Source organism: Streptomyces sp. NPDC002130 (assembly GCF_040296465.1).
Taxonomy (GTDB): Bacteria; Actinomycetota; Actinomycetes; order Streptomycetales; family Streptomycetaceae; genus Streptomyces.
The window spans coordinates 1-7782 of the sequence record NZ_JBEOXI010000323.1 but is presented as its reverse complement, the minus strand read 5'-3'; the positions used below and the strand labels follow the sequence as shown (position 1 = coordinate 7782).

Sequence of the window (7782 nt, the reverse complement as noted above, 5' to 3'; positions counted from 1 at the left end):
CTGGTCCTCAGCCAGTACGTGCAGCGCCGGTACGCCGCCGAGCTGCTGGATTCCGGCGACGGCACGGGCGTCGGCTATCTGCTCAAGGACCGCGTCGGCCAGGTCGAGGAGTTCGTCGAGGCGCTCGGCGAGGTCGCGGACGGCGGCACGGTCGTCGACCCCGAGGTCGTACGGCAGTTGCTGCGCCGCCGCCGAGATCCGCTGGAGCGGCTCACGCCGCGCGAGCGGGAGGTGCTGGCGCTGATCGCCGAGGGCCGGTCCAACGGCGCGATCGCCCGCGAACTGGTCGTCTCCGAGGCGGCCGTGGGCAAGCACGTCTCCGGCATCCTCACCAAGCTGGACCTGCCGCCGGCCGACGCCACCCACCGCCGGGTGCTGGCCGTGCTGGCGTATTTGCGGGCCTGATCGCAGGGCCGGCAGCGGTCCCAAGGCCCTTGGCTCGTCGACACGTTGTATAAAAACCAGCGAGTTGGTTTCATTGCGTCGCCATCAGAGCCCTGCAGGGGAGCCACGGGTGACCAAACAGGACCGGGCCGTCCGGACCCGTCTCGCGCTGATCCGGTCTGCTGCCGAGCAGTTCGAGGACCGGGGGTATGTCCGGGCCGGCCTGGTGCAGATCAGCGCGGGGGCCGGCGTCAGCTCCGGTGCGCTGCACTTCCACTTCGCCAACAAGGCCGCCGTGGCCGAGGCCGTCGAGCACGCGGCCGCCGATTCCCTGCGCGAGGCCGCGGAGCGCGGCCGGGACGGCGACGGCCCCGCCCTGCAACGCCTCGTGGACCTCACCCACCACGTCGCCCGGGTGCTGTGTGCCGACGTGGTGGTGCGGGCCGGGCTGCGGCTGAACGCCGAGGGGGGCGCCGGGCGGGCGCGGGACCTGCGCCGGGAATGGCGGGAGTTGGTGCACGGGCTGCTGGCCGAGGCGGAGCGCCGGGGCGAACTCGCCGTCGGTGTCACGCCGCAGCGCACCGGCGCCGTCGTCCTCGCGGCGACGACCGGCATCGAGGTGCTGGCCCGGGAGGACCAGGGCCGGCTCGCCCGTCCCTCCCTGACCGACCTGTGGCAGCTGCTGCTGCCGTGTGTGGCGGCACCGGGTCTGGTGGAGGTGCTGGATCCGGCGGGGAGCGGTTCGCCGGACGGCGGTTCGGAGGGGAACGGACCGGCGGGGAGTGGGGCGCCGGCCGATCCGGGCCTTCAGACGGAAGCGTGCCGGGTGGGGCTGGCGCTGCGGTAGTGGCGTGCCCTGGCCGACCGTGGGTGAAGCCATGACCAAAACAAACCGGATGCCAAGTTTTTCCGGTCCGCTGATCGCACGATGGTCTCCCAGCCCTTGGACCGAGGAGCGATGAGTCATGGCAGAACAGCAGGCCTGCCCCTTCCTGTCGATCGACCCGTCCGGTCAGGACCTCTACGGCGAGATATCCCGGATCCGTGCCCGCGGTCCGGCCGTGGAGGTCGAACTCCCCGGCGGCGTACGGGCGTGGTGGATCACCGGCCTTGAGCTGAACAAGCGGCTCCTGGCCGGGCCCGAGACGAGCAAGGACGCCTACCAGCACTGGCCGGCCTGGATCAACGGGGACATCTCCCGCACCTGGCCGCTCGCCATCTGGGTCTCGGTGCGCAACATGGTCACCGCCTACGGCTCCGACCACAGCCGGCTGCGCAAGCCGATGGCCGCCGCGTTCACCAAGCGCCGCGTCGACGCGCTCATGCCGCGCGTGCAGGAGATCGTCGACGGGGCGCTGGACGCACTGGAACGCGTCCCGGAGGGCGAGGTCGTCGACCTGCGGGCCGCGTTCGCGGCGCCGATCCCGCACGAGGTGGTGTGCGAGCTCTTCGGCGTGCCGCCCGGCGGGGACGGCCCGCGCGCGGACCTCTACCGGATCATCAACCGCTTCTTCGACACCGCCATCTCCCTGGAGGACGCCCAGGCCAACGCCGTCGACCTCTACGGCACGCTGACCGCGTTCCTGCAGCACAAACGCGAGCACCCGGCCGACGACCTGACGACGGCGCTCATCGCCGCGCGCGACGAAGGCAGCCTCAGCGAACAGGAGTTGATGGACAACCTGATCCTGCTGCTCACCGCGGGTTTCGAGACGACCGTCAACCTCATCGACAACACGGTGCACAGTCTGCTCGCCCACCCCGGCCAGCTCGGCCTCGTCCGCTCCGGGCGGGCGACCTGGGAGGACGCCCTGGAGGAGTCGCTGCGCTTCGAGGCGCCGGGTGCCATGTCGGGTCTGCGCTACGCCGTGCGGGACATCGAGATCGAGCCGGGCCTGACCATCCCCGAGGGCGACCCGCTCGTGGTCTCCTTCGCCGGTGCCGGGCGCGACCCCGAGCGGCACGGGCCCGGGGCCGACCGGTTCGACATCACCCGCGGCACCAGCCGCGACCACGTGTCCTTCGGCCACGGCGTGCACCACTGTCTGGGCAGGCCCCTGGCCATGGCCGAGGCGACCGTGGCCCTGCGGTCGCTGTTCGCGCGCTTCCCGCGGCTGGCCCTGGCCGATCCGTCGCATCCGCCGAAGCGGCTGCGGTCCATCATCTCCACCGGCCACGAGGAGCTGCCGGTGCTGTTGCACGGCCGGGGCCCCGACCCGCGCCCGGAGGAGGCGGAGGCGGGGTGATCAGGAGACCTTCCGGCCCTGGAGGAACGCGCGGTACCAGGGCGCCGCGCGGGTGAACCCGGCCGCGAACCCCTCGCCGGGCGAGCAGTCGAAAGCCTTCCAGAACGTGTCGTCCACGAACCAGTGGTCGACCGTGAGCATGCCGAGGTGGTGAAGGGCGGGCGGTGACCCGGCGGCCCGGTCGAGGGCGGTGGCGACGTCCACGGCCGCACCGCCGCCGGGCTCCCCCAGTTCCCGGGACACGGCCGCCAGCAGGTCCGCGACCGCCACCGGCTCGGGGTGGTTCACGTGGTGCACGCCGCCGCCGGGCGCCGGGGAGAGCGCGGCGGCCACCACCGCGCGGCCCAGGGTGTCGACGTCGATCATCGACTGGAGCGCCGCGCAGCCGGTCAGGGTGGCCGACAGTTCGTTCATCAGCCACACCAGGCCGGGGATCACCCAGCGGTCGCCCTCGCCGTACACGAGGTGGGGGCGCAGTACCAGGCCGCCCGCGTCGAGGACGTGCCGTTCGGCGGCGGCCCGGGTGCGGCTGGTGGGTGAGGCGGGCGCGATCGGGACCTCCCCGGGGCGTACACCGCGGAAGGGGCCCCGGCCGTGCACGGCGGCCGTACTGACGTACACGATCCTGCGCACTCCGGCGCGTACGGCCTCCTCGACCAGGGCCCGGGTGCCGTGGTCGTTGACCGCCTCGACGGTCTCGGCGTCGCCGCCGACGCGCGTGGCGCAGTGCACCAGGACGTCGGTGTCGGCGCAGACGCCGCGCAGCGAGGGCGGGGCGCACAGGTCGCCGTGCACGTACTCGGGCCCCTGCGGTGCGTGCCGGGACAGCAGGCGTACCTGGAGGTCCGGTCGCCGCTGCGCCGTGGCCGCGACCCGGCCGCCGACGAAGCCGCTCGCGCCCGTGATCAGGATCTTGAGCGTCACGACAGGGACCGTACCCGCGCGGGCCGGGCGGAGGTCAGGGTGGCGGTGAAGACGGACTCGCCGTCCTGTCGCCCCGACACCAGTACGGTCACCTCCCCGGATCTTTCGTTGAGCACCTGGGTCTCGATGCGGCAGGGGCTGTGCAGTTCGGCGTACCGGGCGAAGTCGGCCGTCATCGTGCTCGGCAGGAAGGGGTGCAGGCCGGACGCGGCGGTCGCGGCCTGGCGGGCCGCCTCGAACAGGACCATGCCGGGGACGTGGTCGTTGGGCCGCGGGAAGAGGACCGGGTGGCCGGTGTCGACGCGCAGGTTCCAGACGCCGGGGCGGTCGCCGGCAGCGAGGACGACGTCCTCGGCACGGTCCCGGCCCGCGGTGTGCGGCGCTATGCCCTCCAGGAGGGGAACCGGCCGGTCCAAGGCGTCCAGCCTGTCCGCCCGCAGGCGGCGGTAGGCGCGCGGTGAGGTGCAGCCGGTGCTTCCGGTGCCGCGGGCGACGAGCCGTCCCGCGCGGCGGAACTCCATCGTGGTCCGCATGCTGTGCAGCCCGCGGCCGCGGCGGCGTACCTCGGAGCACACGACGTCGAACTCGACCGGTTCGGCGGCGTCCGCCAGCAGCAGCGCGGCCGGGTCGACGCGGACCGTCATGTCCCACATGACGAAGTGCGTGTCGGCCGGGGCACCGAACTCGGCGTGCGCCAGCACCATCGAGGCCTGCCGCAACGTTTCGCCCACGACCATCGGGTCCTGGTGGCGGTCGTCCACGAGGCCGAAGAAGGGGTGGTCGGCCGGCCAGTGCGCGGTGAAGCGGAAGCGGGTGTCGGAGATTCGGGTCCACCGGGTGGGGAAGACGTCCGTCTCAGTGGTGCGATGGGCGAGTTCCTTGGTGACGACGGCGGCGGTGTGGGAGTGGGGGGCGGGGCGGTCGGTGACGGGGGAGGGCGGCGCGGGTTCTCGGGCGACTTCGGCCGATGCCGGGGGTTCCTCGGCGGTGGTGGCCGGGGGTACGGGTGCTTCGGGGGCCGGTGCGGACGGCTTCTGGATGGCAGGTGCCGACGGTTCCCGGGCGGTGGTCTGTGGCGGGTTCTCGACGGTCGTAGCGCTTCCGTTTGCCGGACGGCCCTCGCGTCCGGTCTGATCCTCGGTGAGTGCGCTTAAGGGCCCTGTCTGCGGCATGAGAACCCCCAGATCGGCTGCCTGGCCGTGGTCGACGCTTGACTAAGATACGGACGAGCCGGTTTTTTTCAAAGGGTGAGCCAAGCCCTGGAACAGGCTCTCGCGCCCTCGCCACACAGCGACTTCACAGGGATCGACGGAGATCAGGAGGCATCCGATGGCGCGACAGGAGCGCGCGATCCGCACCCGGCGGACCATCCTGGAGGCGGCAGCGGCCGTCTTCGACGAACGCGGCTACACCTCGGCGACCATCGGCGAGATCCTGGACCGGGCCGGCGTCACCAAGGGCGCGCTGTACTTCCACTTCGGCTCCAAGGAGGAGCTGGCGGTGGGGGTGTTCGAGGAGCAGCTCGCGATCACGCTCCCGCCGCAGTCCAGCAAGCTCCAGGAACTCGTCGACTCCGGTCTGGTGATGGCCCGTCGGCTGCGGTCCGAACCACTGGTGCGGGCCAGTGTGGGGCTCGCCCTCGACCAGGGGGCCATGGACCTCGACCGCACCCCGGCCTTCCGGATGTGGATCGACCAGAACACGCAGATGCTGACCGAGGCGAAGGCACGGGGCGAGCTGCTCCAGCACGTCGACGTGGCGGAGACGGCCGAGCTGCTGGTCGGCAGCTTCTCCGGGGTGCAGCTGCTGTCCCAGCTGCGCTGCCAGCGGCAGGATCTGGAGCGCCGCGTCGTCGTGCTGTTCGAGCACTTCCTGCCCAGCATCACCGTGCCGGCGGTACTGGCCCGGCTCGACATCTCGGTGGAGAGGGCCGAGCGGGTGCTGGCACAGGTCGCGACGGAGGAGGCGGCGGCCGTGCCGGCGCAGGCCTCCGTGCCCGCTCAGGCCCCCGTCTCCTCGGGGGCGTAACCGGGCCGTACGGGCCCGGCGTGGGTGTCCACAGCGGTGGAATTGTCCACAGGGTCTGACGCGTTTCGGCCACCGGTTGTACGGTCGGCACGAGTTGGTGTTCGTGCGCGTGCGGGGGAGGCGGTCGGGATGACCAGCACTGGAGCTCAGGACGAGAGCGGGACGGCGGCGAGGGCCGCCGCACTGCGCAGGCTGCCCCGCGTGCGCGGCTTCGCCGAGTGGCCGGCCGCCGGGTCGCCCAAGGACGAGGGCAAGGCCCTCCGGAAGCAGATTCCGCGCAGCTCGCACGCCTCGCTCGACCTGGACGCGTCCCGGCCCGACGCGGTGAGCGCCGTCGAGGAATCGGGCCGCGGGCGGCTGCCCGAGCTGACCCCGATCCGCGTCGGCCGCATGGCCGCCACCCCGTTCGCGTTCCTGCGCGGCGCGGCGGGACTCATGGCGTACGACCTCGCGCGCACGCCCATGACCAGGATCCGGGCCCAGCTCTGCGGTGACGCCCACGCGGCCAATTTCGGCCTGTACGGCGACGCGCGCGGCGGCCTGGTCATCGACCTGAACGACTTCGACGAGACGGTGCCCGGCCCCTGGGAGTGGGACCTCAAACGACTCGCGGCCTCCCTGGTGCTCGCGGGCCGGGTCGCCGGAGCCGACGAGGACCAGTGCCGCAAGGCGGCCTACGACGCGGCAGGCGCCTACCGCAGGACCATGCGGCTGCTGGCCAGACTCCCGGTGCTGGACGCGTGGAACGCCATCGCGGACGAGGAGCTCGTCTCCCACACCGACGCCCATGATCTGCTCGGCACGCTGGAGCGGGTCTCCGAGAAGGCCCGCCACAACACCAGCGGCCGCTTCGCGGCCAAGTCGACCGAGGCCACGGAGGACGGCGGACGCCGGTTCGTGGACGCGCCACCGGTGCTGCGGCGCGTCCCGGACGCCCAGGCCGCGGCGGTGGCCGCGGCCCTGGAGGAGTACGTCGGCACCCTCCAGGAGGACCGCCTTCCACTCCTCGCCCGGCACGCGGTGCACGACGTCGCCTTCCGCGTCGTCGGCACGGGCAGTGTCGGCACCCGGTCCTACGTCGTGCTGCTCCTGGACCACCGGGGCGAACCGCTGGTGCTCCAGGTCAAGGAGGCGCGGGCGTCGGCGCTGGTTTCGCATCTGGCGACGGCCGGTTTCCGGACGCCGGAGGCAGGCCACGAGGGCCGGCGGGTCGTGCTGGGCCAGAAGCGGATGCAGGTCGTGAGCGACAACCTGCTGGGCTGGACGACGGTGGACGGGCTGCCCTTCCAGGTCCGCCAGTTCCGCAACCGCAAGGGCAGCGTCGATCCGGCCGCCCTCGCCACCGACCAGCTGGACGACTACGGCCGCATGACCGGTGCCCTCCTGGCGCGTGCGCACGCGCACAGCGCCGACCCGCGGCTCATCGCCGGGTACTGCGGGAAGAACGAGGAGCTGGACGAGGCGATGGCGGCCTTCGCCGTGGCCTACGCGGACCGGACCGAGGCGGATCACGCGGAGCTGCTGGCGGGGGTACGGGCGGGGAAGGTCGCGGCGGAGATGGGGGTGTAGGGGATAGGGGGGTGGGGGGTTGGGGTGTAGGCGACGGGGGTGAGTGGCTGTGGGGCAATGGGTGAGGGCGTCGGCTGAGGGCTGAGGGCTGTGGGCCACGGTTGTGGGCTGTGGGTGCGGGCGGGGCATTACGGCGGTGGGCTGGCCGCGTTGCCGGGGGCCGTCGGAGTCGGCCCCCACGCCACGGCGCCGGCAGCCGTCGGTCTGGCCACCTCCCCGGTCTGTCCTCCGGGGCCGGGCCAGGCCGGTGCGTCGCCTAGGCTGGTCGGGTGACGACCCCGGAAGCTGAGCAGGATGGTGGCGACGCCGCACGGCCCGAGGCGCGGCTGGAGCGGGCCGTGCGGGCCGCCGAGCAGGCGTTGATCGAGTACGAGATCGCGGTGGAGACCTTCCGCGTCGAGGTCGAGAACTTCTCCCGGCTGCACGAACAGAAGCTCGGCCCGCTGTACGCCCGGCTCGAGGAGCTGGACGCCCGGATCCTGGAGGCCAGAGCCGCCCGCAGCGGCGACCCCGCGGACCGGCAGCGGGCGGAGGAGGCCAGAGCGCGGCTCGCCCCGATCCCCGGAGTCGAGGAACTGCTGCACGGCTGGATGGACGGCGGCGGTCTGTTCCCCGAGGCCTCCGCGATGCT

The 7782-nt window shown here is 72.9% G+C and carries 7 protein-coding genes and 1 pseudogene; 6 read left to right on the top strand and 2 right to left on the bottom strand.

Going from position 1 to position 7782, the window contains the following annotated elements; genetic code table 11:
* The 3 genes from ABT116_RS36865 to ABT116_RS36855 form a co-directional block, all read left to right on the top strand.
* Positions 1–405, top strand: a 405-nt coding sequence (locus tag ABT116_RS36865; protein WP_351643276.1) for a response regulator transcription factor, incomplete at its 5' end; no start/stop codon positions are given.
* Positions 406–514: 109 nt separating this feature from the next.
* The gene (locus tag ABT116_RS36860; protein WP_351643272.1) at positions 515–1231 is read left to right on the top strand and encodes a ScbR family autoregulator-binding transcription factor; all 717 of its coding nucleotides are present in this window, start codon (positions 515–517) and stop codon (positions 1229–1231) included.
* 118 nt (positions 1232–1349) lie between these two features.
* Positions 1350–2630 carry a cytochrome P450 family protein gene (locus ABT116_RS36855; protein WP_351643269.1) on the top strand — a complete coding sequence of 427 codons (1281 nt, stop codon included), beginning with the start codon at positions 1350–1352 and terminating at the stop codon, positions 2628–2630.
* Here ABT116_RS36855 and ABT116_RS36850 read toward each other — a convergent pair whose 3' ends face one another.
* Both ABT116_RS36850 and ABT116_RS36845 read right to left on the bottom strand, forming a co-directional pair.
* Positions 2631–3554: an NAD-dependent epimerase/dehydratase family protein gene (locus ABT116_RS36850; protein WP_351643267.1), complete on the bottom strand. Its 924-nt coding sequence runs from the start codon at positions 3552–3554 to the stop codon at positions 2631–2633.
* Positions 3551–4726: a ScbA/BarX family gamma-butyrolactone biosynthesis protein gene (locus ABT116_RS36845; protein WP_351643265.1), complete on the bottom strand. Its 1176-nt coding sequence runs from the start codon at positions 4724–4726 to the stop codon at positions 3551–3553. The genes ABT116_RS36850 and ABT116_RS36845 overlap by 4 nt, the downstream gene beginning before the upstream one ends.
* A gap of 157 nt (positions 4727–4883) precedes the next feature.
* On the opposite strand from ABT116_RS36845, the gene ABT116_RS36840 reads away from it, so the two are divergent.
* From ABT116_RS36840 to ABT116_RS36830, 3 genes and pseudogenes are all read left to right on the top strand, one after another.
* Positions 4884–5582: a ScbR family autoregulator-binding transcription factor gene (locus ABT116_RS36840; protein ID WP_351643263.1), complete on the top strand. Its 699-nt coding sequence runs from the start codon at positions 4884–4886 to the stop codon at positions 5580–5582.
* 129 nt (positions 5583–5711) lie between these two features.
* Positions 5712–7151 (top strand): DUF2252 domain-containing protein, encoded by a 1440-nt coding sequence (locus tag ABT116_RS36835; RefSeq protein WP_351643261.1) that lies wholly within the window; start codon positions 5712–5714, stop codon positions 7149–7151.
* Positions 7152–7420: 269 nt separating this feature from the next.
* A pseudogene (locus ABT116_RS36830) lies at positions 7421–7782 on the top strand (hypothetical protein); the annotation flags it as partial.